The 21,479-nt window shown below is 37.8% G+C and carries 20 protein-coding genes; all 20 read right to left on the minus strand.

Annotated features, from left to right (window positions below):
• Window positions 1-68: 68 nt before the first annotated feature.
• On the minus strand, window positions 69-1,472 hold the full coding sequence (hslU, locus tag GZA11_RS03010; protein WP_038541113.1) for an HslU--HslV peptidase ATPase subunit: 1,404 nt from the start codon (window positions 1,470-1,472) through the stop codon (window positions 69-71).
• 23 nt (window positions 1,473-1,495) lie between these two features.
• Window positions 1,496-2,038: an ATP-dependent protease subunit HslV gene (gene hslV, locus GZA11_RS03015; RefSeq protein WP_038541110.1), complete on the minus strand. Its 543-nt coding sequence runs from the start codon at window positions 2,036-2,038 to the stop codon at window positions 1,496-1,498.
• 317 nt (window positions 2,039-2,355) lie between these two features.
• Entirely contained in the window at window positions 2,356-3,663 is a 1,308-nt protein-coding gene (trmFO, locus tag GZA11_RS03020; protein WP_038541107.1) for an FADH(2)-oxidizing methylenetetrahydrofolate--tRNA-(uracil(54)-C(5))-methyltransferase TrmFO, read from the minus strand.
• A 154-nt stretch (window positions 3,664-3,817) separates the two neighbouring features.
• Window positions 3,818-5,896, minus strand: a complete 2,079-nt coding sequence (gene topA / locus GZA11_RS03025; protein ID WP_038541104.1) for a type I DNA topoisomerase — start codon at window positions 5,894-5,896, stop codon at window positions 3,818-3,820.
• 321 nt (window positions 5,897-6,217) lie between these two features.
• Window positions 6,218-7,099: a DNA-processing protein DprA gene (gene dprA, locus GZA11_RS03030; protein WP_163182828.1), complete on the minus strand. Its 882-nt coding sequence runs from the start codon at window positions 7,097-7,099 to the stop codon at window positions 6,218-6,220.
• Window positions 7,100-7,190: 91 nt separating this feature from the next.
• The gene (gene sucD, locus GZA11_RS03035) at window positions 7,191-8,093 is read right to left on the minus strand and encodes a succinate--CoA ligase subunit alpha (RefSeq protein ID WP_038541100.1); all 903 of its coding nucleotides are present in this window, start codon (window positions 8,091-8,093) and stop codon (window positions 7,191-7,193) included.
• 31 nt (window positions 8,094-8,124) lie between these two features.
• On the minus strand, window positions 8,125-9,285 hold the full coding sequence (gene sucC / locus GZA11_RS03040) for an ADP-forming succinate--CoA ligase subunit beta (protein WP_038541097.1): 1,161 nt from the start codon (window positions 9,283-9,285) through the stop codon (window positions 8,125-8,127).
• Window positions 9,286-9,694: 409 nt separating this feature from the next.
• A complete protein-coding gene (locus GZA11_RS03045) occupies window positions 9,695-10,480 on the minus strand; it encodes a ribonuclease HII (protein WP_163182830.1) in 786 nt (261 codons plus the stop codon).
• A 59-nt stretch (window positions 10,481-10,539) separates the two neighbouring features.
• On the minus strand, window positions 10,540-11,415 hold the full coding sequence (gene ylqF / locus GZA11_RS03050; RefSeq protein ID WP_038541092.1) for a ribosome biogenesis GTPase YlqF: 876 nt from the start codon (window positions 11,413-11,415) through the stop codon (window positions 10,540-10,542).
• A gap of 53 nt (window positions 11,416-11,468) precedes the next feature.
• On the minus strand, window positions 11,469-12,026 hold the full coding sequence (gene lepB / locus GZA11_RS03055) for a signal peptidase I (protein ID WP_038541090.1): 558 nt from the start codon (window positions 12,024-12,026) through the stop codon (window positions 11,469-11,471).
• A 192-nt stretch (window positions 12,027-12,218) separates the two neighbouring features.
• Entirely contained in the window at window positions 12,219-12,563 is a 345-nt protein-coding gene (rplS, locus tag GZA11_RS03060; protein ID WP_038541088.1) for a 50S ribosomal protein L19, read from the minus strand.
• Between the two features lie 140 nt (window positions 12,564-12,703).
• Window positions 12,704-13,447 carry a tRNA (guanosine(37)-N1)-methyltransferase TrmD gene (trmD, locus tag GZA11_RS03065; RefSeq protein WP_163182832.1) on the minus strand — a complete coding sequence of 248 codons (744 nt, stop codon included), beginning with the start codon at window positions 13,445-13,447 and terminating at the stop codon, window positions 12,704-12,706.
• Window positions 13,444-13,962 (minus strand): ribosome maturation factor RimM, encoded by a 519-nt coding sequence (gene rimM / locus GZA11_RS03070; RefSeq protein WP_163182834.1) that lies wholly within the window; start codon window positions 13,960-13,962, stop codon window positions 13,444-13,446. Before rimM ends, trmD begins: the two co-directional genes overlap by 4 nt.
• A gap of 15 nt (window positions 13,963-13,977) precedes the next feature.
• Window positions 13,978-14,364, minus strand: a complete 387-nt coding sequence (locus GZA11_RS03075; protein WP_038541080.1) for a YlqD family protein — start codon at window positions 14,362-14,364, stop codon at window positions 13,978-13,980.
• A gap of 83 nt (window positions 14,365-14,447) precedes the next feature.
• Window positions 14,448-14,678: a KH domain-containing protein gene (locus GZA11_RS03080; RefSeq protein ID WP_038541077.1), complete on the minus strand. Its 231-nt coding sequence runs from the start codon at window positions 14,676-14,678 to the stop codon at window positions 14,448-14,450.
• 12 nt (window positions 14,679-14,690) lie between these two features.
• Window positions 14,691-14,963 (minus strand): 30S ribosomal protein S16, encoded by a 273-nt coding sequence (gene rpsP / locus GZA11_RS03085; protein ID WP_038541074.1) that lies wholly within the window; start codon window positions 14,961-14,963, stop codon window positions 14,691-14,693.
• Between the two features lie 108 nt (window positions 14,964-15,071).
• Window positions 15,072-16,424: a signal recognition particle protein gene (ffh, locus tag GZA11_RS03090; protein ID WP_163182836.1), complete on the minus strand. Its 1,353-nt coding sequence runs from the start codon at window positions 16,422-16,424 to the stop codon at window positions 15,072-15,074.
• A gap of 12 nt (window positions 16,425-16,436) precedes the next feature.
• A complete protein-coding gene (locus GZA11_RS03095; protein WP_038541068.1) occupies window positions 16,437-16,769 on the minus strand; it encodes a putative DNA-binding protein in 333 nt (110 codons plus the stop codon).
• Window positions 16,770-16,863: 94 nt separating this feature from the next.
• Window positions 16,864-17,856: a signal recognition particle-docking protein FtsY gene (ftsY, locus tag GZA11_RS03100; RefSeq protein WP_038541065.1), complete on the minus strand. Its 993-nt coding sequence runs from the start codon at window positions 17,854-17,856 to the stop codon at window positions 16,864-16,866.
• A 19-nt stretch (window positions 17,857-17,875) separates the two neighbouring features.
• Window positions 17,876-21,442: a chromosome segregation protein SMC gene (smc, locus tag GZA11_RS03105; protein WP_038541062.1), complete on the minus strand. Its 3,567-nt coding sequence runs from the start codon at window positions 21,440-21,442 to the stop codon at window positions 17,876-17,878.
• Window positions 21,443-21,479 lie beyond the last annotated feature (37 nt).

The raw sequence follows: 21,479 nt of genomic DNA on the forward strand, positions 1-21,479 counted from the left end.
CTACAACCATTATTAAATTTTTGTTTCATTTGATATATTGCAACATGATAGGTACAATGTATAAATTTCTATAAAATATATTGACTTAAGTCTTTATTTTTAGAAATTGCCCCAAGTTTCTCATCAACATATTGAGGTGTGATCGTAATTTTTTCTAAAGTAATATCTGGTGCTTCAAAAGATAGATCCTCTAAAAGCTTCTCTAGAATGGTATGAAGCCGTCTAGCACCGATATTGTCCGTATTTTGATTCACCTCATATGCTACTTCAGCTATTCTACGAATAGCATCGTCAGAAAATTCAATTTGTATACCTTCTGTTTCCAATAATGCTTGATATTGCTTAATTAATGCATTATCCGGTTCAATTAGTATCCTGAAGAAGTCCTCAACTGTAAGCTTTGAAAGCTCAACTCTGATTGGGAAGCGCCCTTGCAATTCTGGAATTAAATCTGACGGTTTTGCCATATGGAATGCCCCGGCAGCAATAAATAACACATGGTCTGTCTTAATAGGGCCATACTTTGTTACAACAGTCGAACCCTCAACTACAGGTAAAATATCTCTCTGGACACCTTCCCTTGAAACATCTGCGGAAGATCCGCCGGAATTACGGCTTGCTATTTTATCAATTTCATCAATAAAAATAATTCCAGTTTGTTCAGCACGGTAAATCGCTTCTGAAGTTACTTCATCCATATCAATTAGCTTGGCTGCTTCTTCATTTGTCAACACTTTTCTTGCATCCCGTACTGTAAGTTTTCTTTTTTTCCGCTTTTTAGGCATTAAGCTGCTAAGAGCGTCCTGCATATTCATTCCCATTTGTTCAATACCTGAACCTTGAAGCAAATCAAACATGGAAGGAGTTTGTTCTTCTACTTCCACAGTTACGATTTCATCTTCTAATTGACCTAAAGCCAGCTTTTCTTTTACAATCTTTCTTTTTTCTTGGATGGTGTAATCCTCTTGTTGGGTATCCTGTTCTGCAGAAGAATTTCCACCACCAAACAACATTTCCAGAGGGTTTTTATAATTTGCTGATTTTTTTGCTGATGGTACTAAAAGTTCTACCAACCTATTGTTCGCATTTTCTTCTGCCCGTTCTTTGACACTTTGCATACGCTCTTCTTTTACTAAGCGAACCGCTGTCTCTGCCAGGTCTCGAACCATCGATTCTACATCCCGGCCAACATATCCTACCTCTGTAAATTTTGTCGCTTCCACTTTAACGAAAGGAGCACCAACGAGTTTTGCAATCCTTCTCGCAATTTCTGTTTTACCTACCCCTGTCGGACCAATCATCAAGATATTTTTCGGGTTAATTTCATCCCTTAATTTTTCATTTAACAAGCCTCTTCTATAACGGTTCCTGAGGGCAACAGCAACTGCTTTTTTTGCATCCTTTTGTCCAATAATATATTGATCAAGCTTTTCAACAATTTGACGGGGAGTTAAATTGGTCGTTCTGCTCATTATTCTTACAATCTCCTTTCCCCTTAAAGTTCTTCCACAATAATATTGTGATTGGTATAAACACAAATCTCTGCTGCTATTTCTAATGATGCCTTTGCAATTTCTTTGGCCGATAAATGTTCCCCAGCATATTTCTTAAGTGAACGTCCCGCTGCCAAGGCGTAATTCCCTCCGGATCCAATCGCAAGAATTCCATCGTCAGGCTCAATGACTTCACCGGTACCTGACACTAACAGCAAGTGTTCACGATTCATCACTATAAGCATAGCTTCTAATTTTCTAAGAACTTTATCGCTTCGCCATTCTTTTGCTAGCTCTACCGCTGCTCTTTGAAGATTTCCGTTAAATTCCTCAAGTTTCCCTTCAAATAATTCAAAAAGGGTAAAAGCATCAGCAACAGATCCTGCAAAACCAGCCAATACCTTCCCATTAAATATCTTTCTTACTTTTTTTGCAGTGTGTTTCATCACAACTGCATTTCCAAAAGTAACTTGACCATCACCGGACATGGCGCATTCCCCATTATGGTGGATCGCAAAAATCGTTGTTGCATGAAATTGTTCCATCAGATTATCCTCCTTCAATGTTGGAGTTTTCTCCTTCACGATGCAGTAGAATATGTAAAAAAACAGTCGTTCAAAATAATATGATAATTATTACCATTTATGTCCTCAGTTGTTAGTCCCTAAACATTTTGAAGACATTCATGATTTGTTCAAGTATGAACAAACAGTATTCATGCACACCAAATTGTATTTTGATCAAATAAATCCTGTTTGTAAATACTTATTTAAGAGATTTTAAAAAAACTTAACATTTTCCATTATAACATTCGCAAGGGCTACTAAATCTTATCATAATTCAGTAGCCCTTGCAATAAATTTTACAAAACCTTCACAAAGTTCTGAATTGTTTCCAATGCTCGATTGGCATGTTGTAAATTTCTTTCCTGTTTCCCTTTTATTTTTACAGGTAGTTCAGGAAACAGCCCGAAGTTTGCGTTCATTGGTTGAAAATTGTCAGGATTAGCGCTCGTTATATACCGTGCCATACTTCCAATTGCTGTTTCAGCAGGGAATATAAGCGGCTCCAACCCTTGAACAAGTCTTGAGGCATTAATACCCGCAATTAATCCGCTTGCAGCTGACTCAACATAACCTTCGACCCCAGTCATTTGCCCCGCGAAAAATAAGTCTGTACGCTTCTTGAATTGATAAGTAGGCTCTAATACCTTAGGAGAATTAATAAAGGTGTTTCGATGCATCACTCCATAACGGACGATTTCCGCATTTTCCAGACCAGGTATTAGACGAATTACTTCTTTTTGTGAACCCCATTTCAAGTGTGTTTGGAACCCAACAATATTATAAAGCGTTCCTGCGGCATCATCCTGACGCAGCTGCACAACTGCAAATGGTCGTTTTCCCGTTTTAGGGTCTTCTAAACCAACCGGTTTCAAAGGACCAAAAAGCATGGTCTTTTTTCCTCTGGCAGCCATGACTTCAATCGGCATACATCCCTCAAAGAAGATTTCTTTTTCAAATTCTTTTATAGGGACCGTTTCCGCTGCTAAGAGGGCGTCATAAAATCGGTTAAATTCCTCTTCCGTCATAGGACAGTTTAAATATGCCGCTTCGCCTTTATCATAGCGGGATTTTAAATAAACCTTGTCCATATTAATACTATCTTTTTCAATAATTGGGGCGGCTGCATCATAAAAATATAAATACTCTTCACCCGTTAACTCTTTCAGCTTTGCTGATAGCCCAGGGCTTGTTAATGGACCTGTCGCGATAATAGTGGGGCCTTCTGGAATTTCAGTTATTTCCTCATGAAATACGGTAACATTTTCATGGTTTTTAACCATATCTGTTACCTTGGCCGCAAACTCATGTCGATCGACAGCTAGAGCTCCACCTGCTGGAACTGAGCAGGAATCCGCTGCATGAATGATTACTGAATCAAGTTTTCTCATTTCCTCTTTTAACACACCAACTGCATTTGTCAATGTGTTTGCCCGTAAGGAATTACTGCATACTAACTCAGCAAATTTATCTGTGTGATGAGCGGGAGTTTGCTTAACTGGTCTCATTTCATATAGATGGACTTTTAATCCCCGTTTAGCTATTTGCCAAGCTGCTTCACTACCTGCCAAACCGGCACCAACAACTGTTATTGTTCGTTCAGTCATATTGAACCTCCTGAATTACTTCCAACATCAAATGATAAATATTTTTACATATAACTTTCCCTCAATGAAGTCCATCTTGCATTGTACTATACGTTTGAAAAAGAAAAAAGTTTTATACATTAACGAAATAAAAAGAGTAGGCAATGCCCACTCCCTAACTTTGTGGTTCTTCTTTATAATCACAAGCAACACACTGAACTTGGACGCCCTTCTTTAATTTCTTTTCTACAAGAAGACCGTCACATTTTGGACATGATCTTGGCAACGGCTTATCCCAAGATAAAAATTCACACTCAGGAAAGCGACTGCAACCGTAAAATACTCTTTTTTTCTTACTTTTCCTTTCAACAATGGTCCCTTCTTTACAATTAGGACAAGTTACACCGATATCTTTGACAATTGGTTTAGTATTACGGCAATCAGGGAAATTACTGCAGGCCATAAATTTTCCATACCGGCCCATTTTAAACACCATCGGACTGCCACAGATTTCACAATCTTCCCCTGCAGGTTCATCTTTAATTTCTACTTCCTGCATTTCTTTCTCGGCTTTTTCTAAGTGTACTTTAAATTCTTTGTAAAACTCATCAACTAATTCCACCCATCGGATCTGGCCTTCTTCAATATGATCCAGCCCTTCTTCCATTTTAGCGGTAAATTCTACATCAACGATTTCCGGGAAGAACTCCAACATTAATTCATGGACGATTTCCCCGAGCTCTGTTGGAACAAAGCGTTTATTTTCAAGGCTAACATATCCACGCTTTTGAATCGTATCCAAAGTAGGAGCGTAGGTGGATGGACGACCGATGCCAAGCTCTTCAAGGGTTTTTACCAACCTTGCTTCTGTATATCTTGGAGGCGGCTGTGTAAAATGCTGCTTAGGCTCAATATCCTTCTTGAAAACTTCGTCACCTTCATTAAGTTCAGGAAGCATTTTGCCTACTTCCTCAACTTGATCATCTGTTCCTTCCACATATAACTTCATAAAGCCATGAAATTTGATCTTTGATCCTGTTGCACGGAAGATGGCACTTCCATTTTGTAAATCTACGCTCATAGTGTCCATTACCGCTTGAGCCATTTGGCTGGCTAGGAACCGTTCCCAAATTAATTTATATAACCTTAATTGGTCTCGTGATAAAAATTCCTTTAAACTATTAGGATCTCTAAATGCCCTAGTTGGACGAATGGCTTCATGAGCATCTTGTGCATTAGTCTGCTTTTTCTCTTTCCTTTGTTCCGTTTTTAAATAATTTTCTCCAAATACTGAACGAATGTAATCTGCCGCTTCGTTTTGCGCAACTTCGGAAATTCTAGTTGAATCTGTTCTCATGTAAGTAATGAGACCAACTGTCCCTTCCTTTCCGAGTTCTATCCCTTCATATAATTGTTGGGCAAGCATCATTGTTTTTTTAGCACGGAAATTTAATTTTCTGGCTGCCTCCTGCTGTAAAGAAGACGTAGTAAATGGTGGAGCAGGATTTCTTTTCCGTTCTTTTTTCGTAACAGAAATAACCTTAAACTTATTATCATTTATCTCTTGTAATACTTTTTGAACATCTTGTTCTGTCTTCAGCTCCGTTTTCTCTTTTCCCGCTAACGTATGAAAAACAGCTTTAAATGACTCTTTTCCCTTAATAAAGTCTGCCTCGATTGTCCAATATTCTTCCGGGGTAAACGCTTTAATTTCATTTTCCCGATCAATGATTAATCGAACGGCAACAGATTGTACCCTGCCTGCACTTAATCCTTTTTTCACCTTTTTCCAAAGGATTGGACTTATGTTATAGCCTACAAGTCGATCTAATATTCTTCTGGCTTGCTGTGCATCTACTAAATCCATATTAATTGGACGTGGGTGTTTAAAGGATTCTTTAATTGCATCCTTCGTGATTTCATTAAAAACAACGCGGCAATCAGAATTTGTATCAACACCCAAACTTTGTGCCAAATGCCAAGCAATAGCTTCTCCCTCGCGGTCAGGGTCGGCTGCCAGAAATACTTTCTTCGCTTTTTTTGCAGCCGTTTTTAACTCTTTTAAAATTGGTCCCTTACCACGAATCGTAATGTATTTTGGCTGAAATCCATTTTCAACATCTACTCCCGTTTGGCTACGAGGTAAGTCTATAACATGTCCCATTGAAGCTTTCACTTTATATTTTCTTCCTAAATATCTTTCAATCGTCTTCGCTTTTGCTGGCGATTCTACGATTACAAGAAAATCTGACATTCCTTAAATCCTCCTTAGAGGGAAACTGTGAGAGCGACTCGAATCCGGCAAAAGCCTGTTTCTAAGTTGCCTACTATTTAAGAAGTTTTCCAAATACTAGTTATGACAACTTTGGTTCATATAATACTTTACAAAACTCCCATACCCCAAATTTTCGATATATTAATAACATTATTAATTACTCAATTTCCATTTCCCTTTTTCAAACATCTGATGGAAAATGTAATACATATTAGAATTAATTTCAAGCTTTTATGCTATTTTTTTCTTCATTTATTCAAAAAAACCTGCAAAAGTTCTATTTTTTATAAAAAGTAATCATTAAATTAATTCCTCTAAAATATCTGAAGCTTTTGTAATTAATTTCGCACCTTGTTGAATTAACTCATTTGCACCGGTGGAATAGGGATTAAAAATACTTCCTGGAAGTGAAAAGACTTCTCTTCCTTCATTCACTGCGTAATTAGCCGTGATCAATGATCCGCTTTTCCGTTTAGCTTCAATGATTAGTGTGCCACGTGATAGTCCGCTTATTATACGATTTCTAGCCGGAAATTGCCACCTTTGTGGTTTTGTATCTGGCGGATATTCAGAAAGAACTAATTGCGTTTTCATCATGTTTAATGCAAGATTCATATTATCCTTTGGGTAAATATGATAGAATCCTCCAGCAATAACCGCAATCGTCCTTCCTCCATAGTTCATCGCACATTCATGAGCAAATGCGTCAATTCCTTTTGCCAAACCACTTACAATGACAACCCCCTTTTCAATTAACTCCGGAAAGATCATACGAATAGCATTTTTACCATATTGTGTAGCCTGACGCGATCCGACGACAGCCAGCTTAGGTTCCTGTTCCAAAATGGAAAGATCTCCTTTGGCAAATAGTGCCCATGGTGGCAGATAAATTTCTTTCAAATATGGAGGGTATTGTTTATCGAAGATGGTAATGACAGTTATATCATTTGTTTTGTACTGGCGGATTTGATCATAAATGATTTCGGGATAGAAGGTTGTATAAGAAGGTGGAATGGAAAGTTTTTGTGTGGGGGAAAATAATGATTCCTGATGATTCTTATGAATATATTCACGATAGAAACCTTCAAGTTTTGGGTCCTCTTTTAGGATTTTATAAACATTGTTCCATGTCATATTAGGATAATGCAGTAATGTTATAAATTTTTCTCTAAAATCATCCATTAAATATAATTCCTCCTGTATTTAGTAATAAGCAAAATAGCCCCTCATCTTATGAGGGACTATCCGTAAGAGACTTGATGTGCAGAACGTATTAATGTGTTTTACACTTTTCGTATAAACCATGTTCTTTAAGAACATTAATTAAGGTTTCTCCCATAACAGACGGAGTTTCTGCAACTTTAATTCCGCATTCGTTCATGACGCGGATTTTTTCATCTGCAGTTCCCTTTCCTCCGGAAATAATCGCACCTGCGTGCCCCATACGTTTTCCTGGAGGTGCTGTACGTCCGCCAATAAAGCCGACAACAGGTTTTGTCATGTTAGCTTTAATCCATTGAGCTGCTTCCTCTTCAGCTGTACCACCGATTTCCCCGATCATAATAACCGCATAGGTTTCAGGGTCTTCGTTAAAGGCTTTTAATACATCAATAAAGTTTGTACCGTTAACAGGGTCGCCACCAATACCAACAGCTGTAGATTGGCCGATACCTGCTTGTGATAATTGATGTACTGCTTCATAGGTTAGGGTTCCAGAGCGGGAAACCACGCCAACATGACCTTTTGTATGAATATAACCAGGCATAATACCAATTTTACATTCATCTGGAGTAATAACACCTGGGCAGTTAGGACCTACAAGACGAGTCTTCTTGCCTTCCATATAGCGTTTTACTTTCACCATATCTAATACTGGTATATGCTCTGTAATACAAATAACAAGATCTAACTCCGCATCTACTGCCTCAATAATGGAATCAGCTGCAAATGGAGCAGGAACATATATAACGGATGCATTAGCACCTGTTGCTTCGACAGCCTCTTTCACCGTATTAAAGACAGGAACACCTTCTACTTCCATTCCACCTTTTCCAGGTGAAGTACCGCCGACGATTTTTGTTCCATATTCCAGCATTTGCTTAGTATGAAAACGAGCTGTACCGCCTGTAATACCTTGAACAATAACCTTTGTATCTTTATTAATAAAAACGCTCACGATAATTCCCCTTTCATATGATCCTATGATCCTATTTAACTAGCTCGACGATTTTTTGTGCGCCATCAGCCATTGATTCAGCAGCAATAATATTTAAACCTGACTCAGCAAGGATTTTCTTACCTAAATCAACATTTGTTCCCTCTAAGCGAACCACTAGAGGAATATTTAATCCAACTTGCTTCGCTGCTGTTACAACACCTTCTGCAATTACGTCACACTTCATGATTCCGCCGAAAATATTAACAAAAATACCTTTAACATTTGGATCAGAAAGGATAATTTTAAATGCTTCAGTTACCTTTTCAGCTGTTGCACCGCCGCCGACATCTAGGAAGTTAGCTGGCTCTCCGCCATAATGCTTAACAATATCCATTGTTGCCATTGCGAGACCTGCACCATTAACCATGCAACCGATATTGCCATCTAAAGCAATATAGCTTAAATCGTATTTTGAAGCTTCAATCTCTTTTGGATCTTCCTCGTCTAAATCACGATATTCCAAAACATCCTTTTGACGGTAGAGAGCATTGGAATCAAAATTTAATTTCGCATCCAGTGCCATTACCTTACCATCACCAGTAACCACTAATGGGTTAATTTCAGCGATGGAACAATCCTTATCGATGTAGGCGTTATATAAGCCCATCATGAATTTCACTGCTTGATTCACAAGTTCTTTTGGAATATTGATATTAAATGCCAAACGACGTGCTTGATATGGCATTAAACCAAGTACTGGATCAATTTCTTCTTTGAATATTTTTTCAGGCGTCTTTGCGGCAACCTCTTCAATTTCTGTACCGCCTTCTTCGGAGCCCATTAATACAACGCGAGAAGTAGCACGATCTAATACTAAACCAATATAGTATTCTTTCTTAATATCACAGCCTTCTTCGATTAGGAGGCGCTTAACTTCCTTTCCTTCAGGGCCTGTTTGGTGTGTAACCAACGTTTTCCCCAGAATTTCGCTAGCATATGTACGTACTTCATCAAGGTTTTTTGCAACCTTAACACCACCGGCTTTTCCTCTACCACCTGCATGAATTTGTGCTTTTACTACACATACTTGTGTACCAAGTTCTTTAGCAGCTTCAACCGCCTCTTCAACCGTGAATGCTACTTTGCCATTTGGAACAGTAACCCCATATTTTCTGAGGATTTCTTTCCCCTGATACTCATGGATATTCATTTCCCATCCTCCTAAATCTTACTCTTCAAAAAATTGACTCCGTTTTCATTTTATATAATGAGGCATACCTTGTCCACCATTAAAACAAAAATTATCTTCATATTCATTATTTTCAACTAACCGTAGAAAATGAACCCTTTCCTACTAATGAATTTAAAGTAAAAATTTTATTAAAATATTTTTAAAAATCGCATACGCCATGGCTTTCAATGTATGGTCTCTAACAAAAGTTTACCTATGATCGTTCCAATCACGTTATCGGTAATACAAAAGCTATAGGCCATAGAGTAGATTTTGGCTGGAAGGAAAGCAATAGAATCTAATTGCTAAAGCACTTAATCTAGATTCTTATTTCGATACAAAAAACAGGCAATTTGCCTGTTTTTACAATTCACTTTATGTAATGAACCTATTTTAAAACTGATGTTTGTACCAAGTCCTTTACAGGTGCAAAACTTTTCCGATGAATAGGCGTGATTCCATACTGTTTTAATGCTTGAAGGTGTTCCTTTGTTCCGTAACCCATGTGTTTTTCAAAACCATAGTTTGGCATTGTTGCTCCATATTCTTTCATCAGTTGATCTCTAGCTGTTTTAGCAATGATGGAAGCAGCTGCAATAGAAATACTTCTAGCATCCCCTTTTATAATAGATTCAGAAATATAAGGGGTTTCAAGCTTCATAGCATCAATCAGCAATACATCCGGTTTTTGCTTTAATGAAGCAATGGATGATAACATTGCTTTCTTAGCTGCCTCATAAATATTGATTTCATCTATCTCTTGTGCATGAACCATCGAAATACTAACAGCAATTGCCTCTTTTCTAATGATTGCATCAAATTCCAAGCGTTTTTTTTCGGAAAGTTTTTTGGAGTCATCAATACCTGGTAAGAAAAAGTCATCCGGTAAAATGACCGCCGCAGCCACAACAGGACCGGCAATGGGTCCCCTTCCGACCTCATCCACCCCTGCAATATATTTAAATCCTTGTTCACGGTATTTTCGTTCAAATTCAGTCATTTCAAAAAACTTTGCTTTAAGAACTCTCTCTTTGTCCCGCTTTTTTTTCCATTTTGCAAGAAGTGTTTGTACGCCTTTTCGCTCATCCTTTTCTAGTTCGAGAATAAAAGGATCATGATCGTCTATTATTGTACGAATTTTTGTTTCGATTTCTGCTATTGAAAGATTGCTCACAATCTTACCCCCCTGATGAAATTCTACTAAAATAAAGCTCCCCGTAGTGGAGAGCTTTACTATTCTTCATCTACATTCCCTGACTGAATGTCCCTCGGTCTTTCAAAAGAAAGGGGGCCAAACTTTTCGGAACGGATTTCCCTAATAACCAGTTCCGCTACTTTATCATAATCAACCATACCTCCGCCCATTAAACAGCCTCTTAGTTTTCCTATATGGTCGAACATTTCTACAATATCCTCAGGGATTTCAGAAAATTTGTATCGTTCCTTTAATCGCTCTGGATAAACTCGCTCTAAAAATCTTAAAGCATATACTGTCACATCTTGCAGATTTAATATTGTATCCTTTATGGCACCTGTGATCGCTAATTTCATACCGACCTCTTGATCCTCAAACTTCGGCCATAAAATACCTGGTGTGTCTAGTAGCTCCATCTCTTTTCCGACTTTAATCCACTGTTGTGCTTTTGTAACACCAGGTGTATTACCAGTTTTAGCGATATTTTTTTTGGCTAAACGATTAATAAGTGTCGATTTTCCTGCATTTGGTATTCCAACAATCATCGCTCGAATAGCCCTTGGTTTTACTCCTTTAGCTCTTAAACGATCAAATTTTTCCTTCAGGATTTCTTGAGAAGCCTGAGTGATTTCTCTCATTCCTTGTCCAGCTTGAGAGTTAATCGCCTGAGCTTTAATTCCTTTTTCCGAAAAATAAGCAATCCATTCTTTGGTAACTTCTGGATCTGCCATATCCGCCTTGTTCAATAAAACTAATCTTGGTTTATGTTGAATGATTTCATCGATCATTGGATTTCTCGATGAATATGGAATTCTGGCATCGACCAGTTCAAAAATAATATCCACTAATTTTAATTTTTCTGTGACTTCCCTACGAGCTTTGGCCATATGCCCCGGGAACCATTGTATCGTCATAGGAGGAACCTCCCTTTAAAACTTTAGTGTTCTAGTCAGAAGTTGAAGTAGTGTTATTTATTAGAAATAATTCGGGCATCATGAATCGGCCAGTAAATAATGCTTGTCTTCCCGATCACTTTACTCATCGGTATCGTTCCAATATGTCTAGAGTCCTTACTAAATCGCCGATTATCCCCCATTACAAATAATTCACCTTCCGGTACTGTTTTCCGGCCAATTTTTTCTTCTAATGTAAAAGGTTCTGTCAGCGGACCGTCCTCTACCTGTTTTTTATATTCATCTAAATACGGTTCTTCATAGGGTTTTCCATTTACATATAAAGTATCATTTTTATACTCAATCGTGTCACCCGGCAAACCAATTACTCTTTTTATATAATCCTTTTGCTCTGGTGCATGGAAAACAACAATATCAAAACGCTTCGGTTCACCTATTTTATAGCTCAGCTTATTCACAATCATTCGGTCTTGATCTTTCAATGTCGGCATCATCGATAAGCCGTCCACTACAATTGGCGCAAATAGAAAATACCTAATAACGGCTGCCAGTACCACAGCGATTAATAGTGCTTTTGTCCATTCCCATAATTCATTTTTCTTTTTTGCCATCTCAGTCCCCACCATTCTCGCCTTAAAAATCTTATTATAAAGACTATTTTACAAAAACTTAACTACATTTAACACGAGGGGAAAAATTTTTTAATAAAACTTTAATACATTATTTAAGTTTTAGCAATAAATTTGGTTATCATTTATGTATGTATGAAAAAAGAGCTTGCAATGCAAGCTCTTTTTTTGTTATTATCGGATTTCTTTAATACGAGCTTTCTTACCGCGAAGGTTACGTAAGTAGTAAAGCTTAGCACGGCGAACTTTACCGCGACGAACTACTTCTAGCTTCGCAATTTTTGGTGTGTGTAATGGGAATGTACGCTCAACGCCTACCCCGTAAGAAACTTTACGAACTGTAAAAGTTTCGCTGATTCCACCACCACGACGCTTAATTACTACACCTTCAAATAGCTGAATACGCTCGCGAGTACCCTCGATAACCTTTACGTGTACACGTACAGTGTCACCAGGACGGAACTCAGGAAGGTCAGTACGAAGTTGTTCTTTTGTGATATCTTCGATTAATTTATGCATCGTTTTCAACTCCTTCCAACAGATGCTCTTACATACCAATAAACTTCAATGCAGCGGAACATCGTTTTAAGACTGAAACCAACGTACATCGGCTTAAGTCACAAGAAATATAATAGCATAATTGTTTATAGTCTGCAATACTACTCATATTCTTTTTTTATTTCAGCAAGCCATTTTTGTTGCTCCGGAGTAAGATCGATTTTTTCTAATAAATCCGGTCTTCTTAAAAATGTCCGTCTTAATGCCTCTTTGTTGCGCCATTCCTCTATTAATTTATGATTTCCAGATAAAAGAACTTCAGGAACCTTTAAACCTCGAAAATCGGCAGGTCTAGTATAATGAGGATGCTCTAAAAGCCCTGTGCTAAATGAATCCTTCAAGTGTGATTCTTGATTACCTAAAACCTCTGGCAATAGACGCACAACACTGTCTATTACCACCATAGCTCCTAATTCACCGCCAGTCAAAACGTAATCGCCAATTGAGATTTCATCGGTAATGATATTTTCACGAATACGCTCATCATATCCCTCATAATGTCCACAAATAAAAATAAGATGCTCCTCTTTGGCTAATTCTTCTGCTTTTCGCTGATCATACCTTTCTCCTTGAGGACAAAGAAGGATCACCCTTGGCTTTTTACTTTCTGCCTTTTTTTTAAGAAAGGCAACCGCATCAAAAATTGGCTGCGGCTTTAAAACCATCCCTGCTCCGCCCCCATAAGGATAATCATCCACAGTTGCATGCTTATTATCTGCAAAATCTCTAAAATTGACTACATTGTACTGAACGGCTGATTTCTCGGCTGCCTTGTTTAATATCGAAGTTCCTAGTACACCAGTAAACATTTCAGGAAATAGTGTAAGAATATCAATCTGCATCATGATAGAAGCCCTTCCATCGGCTCAATTAGAACCATTTTTTCTTGTACATCGACTTCCTTCACTACATCGTGGATATATGGGATTAATATTTCTTTTCCATTCTCCCCTTTTACCACCCACACATCGTTCGCACCTGGTGTAAGAATTTCTGTTATTTTTCCAATTACTTCACCCTGAGTCGTTTTAACGAGACAGCCGATTATTTCATGAAAATAAAATTCATCTTCTTCGAGATCCTTCAACTGGGATTCAGGAACCTTTAAAATCCCATCGCGGAATTTCTCCACTAAGTTAATGTTTTCGTAACCCTCGAAAACAATCAGATCAAAATTTTTATGAGTACGATGGCTTTTGACGGTTAATTCTTTAGGCTGAGCTTCATTTGGTAAAAACAAATATAATTTATTCCCCACTTTGTAACGCTCTTCGGGAAAGTCAGTTCTCGAAATTACTCTTACTTCTCCCTTTATGCCATGTGTATTGACAATTTTACCGACATTAAACCATTTTGCCATACTAATTCTCACCCTCTAACGTATTTCTTCTACTATGCCGTCTTTAATGATGATCGTGGGTTGTCCCAAGCTTAAGTCCCATGTATCACCTACATTAATCTCAACAAGAGCTTGAACTTCCCGCTCTTTTAATTCACTTCCTAAAGGTAGGATATGTAGTTGTTCGATTTGAAACTCAAGAAGCTTGATTTTTTCCTTACGAAATTGAATTTCTTTTTCAAATTGATTTTTGAGGGAAACCTGTGAAAAATTTTTCGTTTTTTCCAAACGCTTTAATTCGAACTGTAACTGATCACACTCTTTTTGTAACTGCAGCTTTTTAGAATTGTATTTTTCAAATAGCTGTTGTTTACTTTTTTCTGTTAGGATTTGTTTCACCACAACAGTTTGGATTATTTGCATAATTAATGCCTCCTTCAAGCATGAAGCTTTGAATACCAAAAAAGGGAGGTTTGTTTACCCTCCCTTTCTTTAGATGCAAAAAGCTATTCACCAATTTCTAAGAAAATTTTCTTTTGTTGTGATGATCCTGCTGCATATACAACAGTCCTAATGGCCTTTGCAACACGCCCTTGCTTGCCGATTACCTTTCCTATATCTGCTTTATTGACAGACAGATGATACGTTATTTTTGAATCGTCCTCTTTTGTTTGAACAAGGACATCATCAGGAAAATCAACAAGGGGCTTAACAATTGTTTCGATCAGTTCTTTCATAGGAACCTTCGATTATTTGTTTAATTTTGCATTGTGGAATTTTTCCATAATGCCTTGTTTTGAGAACAGGTTACGAACAGTATCAGATGGTTTTGCACCGTTTTGTAACCATTTAAGAGCTAATTCTTCGTTGATTTGAACTTGAGCAGGTTCTGCCACTGGATTGTAAGTTCCAACTGTTTCAATGAAACGTCCATCACGTGGTGAACGAGAATCTGCTACTACAATACGATAGAAAGGAGATTTCTTTGCTCCCATACGTTTTAAACGAATTTTAACTGCCATTTAAAAAAGCACCTCCGAATAGTTTCACACAAGATAGTATAATACCAATTGTTTTTTTATTTGTAAAGTGTTTTTTCTTTACATAGTAGTATTTCCATTTATTACAAATTAAAACGGTTTAAATGGGAATTTAAATCCGCCTTTTTTCTTAGCTTTTTGCTGCATACCAGTCATCTGCTTCATCATCTTCTTCATATCTTCAAACTGCTTTAAAAGACGATTCACTTCTGCTACCGTACGTCCGCTTCCTTTTGCAATACGGCGCTTGCGGCTGGAATTCATGATTTCCGGATGTAGTTTTTCTTCCTTTGTCATCGAACGAATAATAGCTTCTACGTGAGCAATCTGCTTTTCATCAATTTGAAGATTATTTAAACCTTTAATCTTATTAGCCCCTGGCATCATTTTTAATAATTCATCGAGTGGGCCGAGTTTGCGAACTTGGCCAAGCTGTTCAAGAAAGTCGTCAAGCGTAAATGATGCTGTTCTCATCTTTTGTTCCAGCTCTTTCGCTTTCTCCTCATCAATATTCGCTTGGGCCTTTTCAATTAATGTGAGCACATCACCCATACCCAAAATTCTTGATGCCATGCGTTCTGGATAGAAAGGCTCTAAAGCATCCATTTTCTCTCCCATACCAACAAATTTAATTGGTGTCTGGGTTACAGCACGAATGGATAATGCGGCCCCGCCTCTTGTATCACCATCAAGTTTAGTTAGAATAACTCCGGTAATATCCAGCTGTTCATTAAAACTTTGTGCCACATTCACAGCATCTTGACCAGTCATTGCATCAACAACTAAGAAAATTTCATCTGGCTTTGTCAATTCTTTAATGTCTTTTAATTCATTCATTAAAGCTTCATCGACATGAAGTCGCCCTGCAGTATCAATCAGCACGTAATCATGATGATCTTCTTTCGCTTTAGCAATTGCCTGCCTTGCAATTTCTACAGGACTTACCTGGTCTCCAAGTGAGAAAACGGGCATATTTAATTGTTTTCCTAGAGTCTCAAGCTGCTTAATAGCGGCCGGGCGGTAAATATCTGCAGCAACAAGCAATGGTTTCCTATTATACTTCTTTCGAAGCAAGTTAGCCAATTTCCCAGTAGTTGTTGTTTTACCTGCCCCTTGAAGGCCGACCATCATAATGACGGTTGGAGGTCGGTTAGAAACCGCAATTTTACTTTGCTCTCCCCCCATCAGCTCTGTTAATTCTTCATTAACAATTTTTATGATTTGTTGCCCGGGCGTCAGGCTTTTTAATACTTCCTGACCTACGGCACGTTCACTAACTTTTTTTACAAAATCCTTTACGACCTTGAAGTTAACGTCAGCCTCAAGGAGAGCCAGGCGCACTTCACGCATCATTTCTTTTACATCTGATTCCGATACTTTTCCTTTTCCACGGATTTTCTGGATCGTATTCTGCAGTCGGTCGGCTAATCCTTCAAATGCCATTTATGCCGCCTCCTAGTTTAATTTCTCAAGCTCAGCAACCACATCTTGGAGTGCCTGCTTTGAAGGGTTTTCCTCATTTAGTAACTCTTTCAATTGACGAATAAGTATGGAGCGTTCTTGGAATTTTTGAAAAAGTAGTAGTTTTGCCTCATATTCCTCAAGCATTGCCTCTGTCCGTTTAATATTATCATAAACGGCTTGACGGCTAACATCATACTCTTCGGCAATTTCCCCAAGCGAGTAATCATCCAAATAATAGAGAGACATATAGTTTTGCTGCTTTGGGGTTAACAAGGAATGATAAAAATCGTATAAATAATTCATTCTTGTTGTCTTTTCAAGCATGCCAAGGAACCCTCCCTACTTGTTAAGTGAAAAGCCTTTACAATGTAGTTTACACAGTCCCACTTATACTGTCAAGAAAAAAACTTTACACTCGTTATTCTGTTTCAGTCTTTTCTACTTGGTCAGCAAATAAGCCGTATACATATTTCTCCGCATCAAATTCTTGAAGGTCATCCATTTTCTCACCAAGACCGACGAATTTAACAGGGATCTTTAATTCGTTACGAATTGCTAAAACAATTCCTCCTTTCGCAGTTCCATCTAATTTTGAAAGAACAATACCACTAACATTCGTTGCTTCTTTGAAAGTTTTCGCCTGAACAAGGGCATTTTGCCCAGTTGTAGCATCTAATACTAACAATACTTCATGTGGAGCACCAGGAACTTCCCGTTCAATTACTCGCTTTACCTTTTCAAGTTCTTTCATTAAGTTAACTTTATTTTGTAACCTACCTGCAGTGTCACATAATAAAATATCAACTTTTCGGGATTTAGCGGCCTGGATCGCATCGTACATAACGGCTGCCGGATCGGATCCTTCCGTTTGTTTAATAGTCTCCACTCCGACGCGGTTCCCCCAAACTTCCAGCTGCTCAATGGCTCCTGCCCGGAATGTATCACCAGCTGCTAATAATACTTTCTTTCCTTCCGATTTAAACTTATGGGCCAATTTCCCAATAGTAGTTGTTTTACCAACTCCGTTTACACCGACAAAGAGGATAACCGTCAACCCATCCTGTTGTATATTTAATTTAGAGGATACTTCTTCCCCCGCATTATAAATGTCCACTAGCTTTTCAGAAATAACACTTTGAACTTCCACTGGGTCCTGAATATTTCGGCGCTTTACCTCCATTTTAAGCTCATCAATTAATTGCATTACTGTTTCAAAGCCAACATCTGCTTGGATTAACACTTCTTCTAATTCTTCAAAAAACTCTTCGTCCACTTTGCGATATCTAGCAATAAGGTCATTCACTTTCTCAGTAAAACTATTCCTTGTTTTTGATAGACCTTCCTTAAATTTTTCTGTCACCGTATCTGTGGATTTTGTAATTTTTTCTTTTAATTTCTTAAAAAAACTCATCTTTTTCACATTCCTTTTTCTAAGATTCAACTAGTTCCTTTGTATCTTCTAAACGAACTGATACCAGTTTAGAAACACCTGATTCCTGCATGGTAACACCATAAAGGACATCAGCCCCTTCCATCGTCCCTTTTCGATGGGTAATAACAATAAATTGGGTTTCTTTACTATATCGCTTTAAATACTGGCTAAAGCGATGAACATTGGCTTCATCCAAGGCTGCTTCTACTTCATCAAGAATACAAAATGGTACTGGTCTAACTTTTAGAATAGAAAATAATAAAGCAATTGCTGTTAATGCTCTTTCTCCACCTGATAACAAACCTAGATTTTGAAGTTTTTTACCAGGAGGTTGTGCCACAATTTCTACACCGGTATTTAATAAATCATCCGGCTCTGTCAAAATTAAATCTGCTCTTCCGCCCCCAAAAAGAGCTTGAAATACGGGTTCAAAATGTTCCTTAATTCCATTAAACGTATGCTTGAAGCGTTTTTTCATTTCTTCATCCATCTCTTCAATGACTTGAAAAAGAGTGTCCTTTGCTTCTTGCAAATCCTGTCTCTGTTCCTTTAAGAATTCATAACGTTCAGAGACCCGGTCATATTCTTCAATTGCCCCAAGATTTACATGTCCAAGCTCATCTATGGCGAGTTTAATCAGTTTAACTTTTTTTCTGGCTTCCTCTGGTGAGACCGTTAACGGATACTGTTCTTTTGCTCCTTCAAAAGATAATAAGTACTCTTCTCTTAAGTGAGTGAGCCTATTTTCAAGATCCACATCTAAACGATTCAATTTCACTTCCTCGTCTTTTAAAACAACCGTTAATCCTTTATGAAGTCTTTTTAGTTCCTTTGTCTCCAGCTCGAGATCCTCAAGCGAATGTTGAAGTTCCATACGCTCCTGTCTTCTAGAGGCAATTAATTGTAAAGTAGATTCTTTATCCTTTTGCTTTTCCCTGGCTGCTGCTTCTAGCTGCTCTTCGCCGGTAGAGCTTGTTGTCATTTCTAATTGGAGTAGTTTTAGATCCTCTTCAAGAATCTTAAGCTTTTCTTTATGTTCACGTATATCATTAACGGTTTGTGTAAAACGTTCTTTTGCATTTAGATACTGTTCATTTTTAGAGGCAAACTCTACCTTTAAATCATTGATTTCTGAAGCGAGAGCCTCCTTGGAGGTCGCATCCTTGTTCTTTTGCTCCGTCAACGACAATATTTGACTGTCAAGTTCAGTAATTTTTTCTTGAAAAGCTTCCATCATTTCTTCTATTTGTGATTTTCTTTTCACAAGAGAACGTTGTTCCTCTGCCATTTGTGATTTTTCCATATCGTAAATGGCCAGGCGGTCATTAATACTTTTCTCTTCAAGCTCAGCTTCACGAAGATTTCCTTTAATAGACTGTTCGGTTAATCTTAGCTCATTTCCATGTTCACGTATTTCCTCGAGCTGTGCCTCTGTTTTCCGAACTTCTTCCTTTAAAGACTTAACTGTTTCTTCTAAACCTTTTGTTTTTTCTTCCATAATAACAAGCTTAGCTTTTAAGTCCTCCAACTCTCCCTTTCTTGTTAAAAGGGAAGAAGTTTTCTGTTTTACAGAACCACCCGTCATGGATCCTCCAGGATTAACGATATCTCCATCTAATGTTACTAAGCGAACTCTGTATTGGAGAATTTTTGCAAGTTCATTAGCTCCTTTAAGATCTTTAGCAATAACGACACTACCTAATAGGTTATTCATTACCTCTGAATATTTCTTATCAAATTGAATAAGACTTACAGCTGTTCCAATAAAAGAAGGGTGGTTTTGGATTAAAGCAATTTGAGCTGAAGAAAGGGACCTGCCCTTAATAACACTTAACGGTAAGAATGTGGCTCGTCCATAACCGTTTTGTTTTAAGTATTGGATTGCCGTTCGGGCATTTTGTTCTGTATCGACAACAATATGTTGCAAGGCACCGCCAAAAGCAGTTTCAAGAGCAACTTCATATTCTTTTGGAACAGTGACAAGTTCAGCAACAGCTCCTTCAATTCCTTGAAGCTTTTTCCCACGAACTTTCAGTACTTCTTTAACCCCTTGAAAAAATCCTGAATAATCTTCTTCCATTTCCTCAAGCATTTCTTTTTTAGACTTTGCTTGCTGTAATAGTTGATAAGCTTGATATAGCGTTTTCTCCTGCTTTTGATATTTGGCTTTAATCACTTCTAATTTTCTTTGCTGTTCGCGGTATGTGACAACCTGTTCCTCTAGCTTTTGCTGAATTTCTTTTAAGTCATTGATTACGTTTAGCTTGTTTTTTTGTATTGCTTCACGTTCCTGAATAAACTTTTCATTTTCCGAATCAAGCCGAGCACTTTTTCTTTCCAAATGCATAAGCTGTTCATCAATATTTTTTAATTCATTCTTTGCTCCCGCTTGTTCATTCAACAAATCAATATATTCACTTTTTAATCTTTCAATGGTCTCATCTAAATTTTCTGCGTACAGCTGCAATTTTTCCTGCTTTTCCGCCAGCTTTGCTTGAAGGGTTTTTACTTGTCCTTCAAGTTGTTTAACAGCTTCCTCATGCTGATCATGATTTTTATGGAGCTGTATTAATCTTTCGTTCATTTCATTAATGGATAGTTTCAATTGATCATTATTTTGAGCCGCGTTTTTCTTCCGTTCTTTTAAAACTTCTCTTCGTCCTTCCAGTTTTTCTAACTCCTCACTTACATTAAGAAGAACATTTTGAAGATCAGTTATGGATTCATCTAACGCAGCAATTTGATCTCTCGTCTCTACTATTTTTGCTTCCTTCAGCTGTACTTCTGAGGAAAGCTTTAATTCCTCTTGTTGACGCTCCTCAACCTGTTTTGAGAGAGTTTCCCATTGTTTATGCAGTTCTTCTATTTCATGGACAGTTAATGCAACTTCATACTTTTCTAGTTCTTCTTTCTTCTCAATATATTCCCTTGCAATAGATGCTTGAATTTTTAACGGTTCAACCTGACTCTCTAATTCATGCAGAATATCATTTACACGATTTAAGTTGTCTTGCGTTTCTACAAGTTTAAATTCTGCTTTTTTCTTACGATTTTTATATTTTAATACCCCGGCTGCTTCTTCAAAGATCGTACGGCGTTCATCCGCTTTGCTGTTTAATATTTCTTCCACTTTTCCTTGGCTGATAATAGAAAAGGCTTCCCGTCCAAGGCCAGAATCCATAAATAAATCAATAATATCTTTTAGCCTGCATGGTTGATTATTAATATAAAACTCACTTTCTCCTGAACGGGATACTCTCCTTGTTACACTCACTTCATTATAATCAATCCCCAGCCCTTGATCCTGGTTATCAAGTGTTAAGGTTACTTCAGCGAAATTTAGGGCCTTCCTCGTATCACTACCGGCAAAAATAATATCCTCCATTTTACTGCCACGAAGAGATTTAGCAGATTGCTCCCCTAAAACCCAGCGGATGGCATCGGTAATATTACTCTTCCCACTGCCATTTGGACCAACAACAGCGGTAATACCAGGAACAAAGTCTACTCCAATACGGTCTGCAAAAGATTTAAATCCAATGATGTCCAACCGTTTTAAATACATTCCTTTATCCTCCCTGTTAATGCCCGGGATTTCTCCT

This window comes from Neobacillus sedimentimangrovi, assembly GCF_010614825.1.
In the GTDB taxonomy this organism is placed as follows: domain Bacteria; phylum Bacillota; class Bacilli; order Bacillales; family Cytobacillaceae; genus Neobacillus; species Neobacillus thermocopriae.

Excerpts from the sequence above, each read along its gene's own strand:
- smc (WP_038541062.1), bottom strand. The coding sequence starts at position 21,442 with ATGTATTTAAAACGGTTGGACATCATTGGATTTAAATCTTTTGCAGAC.
- GZA11_RS03095 (WP_038541068.1), bottom strand. The coding sequence starts at position 16,769 with ATGCTTGAAAAGACAACAAGAATGAATTATTTATACGATTTTTATCAT.
- dprA (WP_163182828.1), bottom strand. The coding sequence starts at position 7,099 with ATGGATGATTTTAGAGAAAAATTTATAACATTACTGCATTATCCTAAT.
- hslV (WP_038541110.1), bottom strand. The coding sequence starts at position 2,038 with ATGGAACAATTTCATGCAACAACGATTTTTGCGATCCACCATAATGGG.
- hslU (WP_038541113.1), bottom strand. The coding sequence starts at position 1,472 with ATGAGCAGAACGACCAATTTAACTCCCCGTCAAATTGTTGAAAAGCTT.
- rimM (WP_163182834.1), bottom strand. The coding sequence starts at position 13,962 with ATGGCAAAATGGTTTAATGTCGGTAAAATTGTCAATACACATGGCATA.
- ffh (WP_163182836.1), bottom strand. The coding sequence starts at position 16,424 with ATGGCATTTGAAGGATTAGCCGACCGACTGCAGAATACGATCCAGAAA.
- trmFO (WP_038541107.1), bottom strand. The coding sequence starts at position 3,663 with ATGACTGAACGAACAATAACAGTTGTTGGTGCCGGTTTGGCAGGTAGT.
- ylqF (WP_038541092.1), bottom strand. The coding sequence starts at position 11,415 with ATGACGATACAATGGTTCCCGGGGCATATGGCCAAAGCTCGTAGGGAA.
- sucC (WP_038541097.1), bottom strand. The coding sequence starts at position 9,285 with ATGAATATCCATGAGTATCAGGGGAAAGAAATCCTCAGAAAATATGGG.
- GZA11_RS03080 (WP_038541077.1), bottom strand. The coding sequence starts at position 14,678 with ATGAAAGAACTGATCGAAACAATTGTTAAGCCCCTTGTTGATTTTCCT.
- topA (WP_038541104.1), bottom strand. The coding sequence starts at position 5,896 with ATGTCAGATTTTCTTGTAATCGTAGAATCGCCAGCAAAAGCGAAGACG.
- lepB (WP_038541090.1), bottom strand. The coding sequence starts at position 12,026 with ATGGCAAAAAAGAAAAATGAATTATGGGAATGGACAAAAGCACTATTA.
- GZA11_RS03075 (WP_038541080.1), bottom strand. The coding sequence starts at position 14,364 with ATGCAAATAATCCAAACTGTTGTGGTGAAACAAATCCTAACAGAAAAA.
- ftsY (WP_038541065.1), bottom strand. The coding sequence starts at position 17,856 with ATGAGTTTTTTTAAGAAATTAAAAGAAAAAATTACAAAATCCACAGAT.
- rplS (WP_038541088.1), bottom strand. The coding sequence starts at position 12,563 with ATGCATAAATTAATCGAAGATATCACAAAAGAACAACTTCGTACTGAC.
- trmD (WP_163182832.1), bottom strand. The coding sequence starts at position 13,447 with ATGATGCAGATTGATATTCTTACACTATTTCCTGAAATGTTTACTGGT.
- rpsP (WP_038541074.1), bottom strand. The coding sequence starts at position 14,963 with ATGGCAGTTAAAATTCGTTTAAAACGTATGGGAGCAAAGAAATCTCCT.